The following is a 368-nucleotide window of genomic DNA, read 5'->3' as shown; positions in this document are numbered from 1 at the left end:
AGCAAGGTTATCACGTCCGACTTCGCTGTCGAGAGGCTGAAACTCCCGCAAATCGATGAGGATGAAATCCAAGTCGATGGCGTGCGAAGGAACCTCCGGGGCAATCCCGACTGCACGATCGAGCTGCGCTACGAACTCAGTCCCGAAGGCGTTCAGCGTGTCGTCGGCGAGATTCGCAACGAAGCGACCGACAAGCATGTTACGGTGAAGATCGTGAATGGCGGCCGGGAAAAGGCTTTGGCGGCGGCCGCGTCGCACAACGCCAAGGCGACCTTCCCCGCGTTTCAATCGCTCGAGGGCGGTCCTACCGATTTCAATGATCTGCATGAGCGGGAGGGGCTCAGTACAGTCCGGCGGCAGATCGGCAT

The 368-nt window shown here is 59.8% G+C and carries 1 protein-coding gene; it reads left to right on the top strand.

The window, feature by feature from the left end; genetic code table 11:
• Window positions 1–368 (top strand): hypothetical protein (locus tag SB725_RS30315; protein WP_410923044.1); only part of this gene is annotated, 368 nt, incomplete at both ends.

The sequence above is a fragment of the Pseudomonas sp. SIMBA_041 genome, from assembly GCF_046535095.1.
Taxonomy (GTDB): domain Bacteria; phylum Pseudomonadota; class Gammaproteobacteria; order Pseudomonadales; family Pseudomonadaceae; genus Aquipseudomonas; species Aquipseudomonas mucoides.
This window is presented reverse-complemented; position numbering and strand designations above follow the sequence as displayed.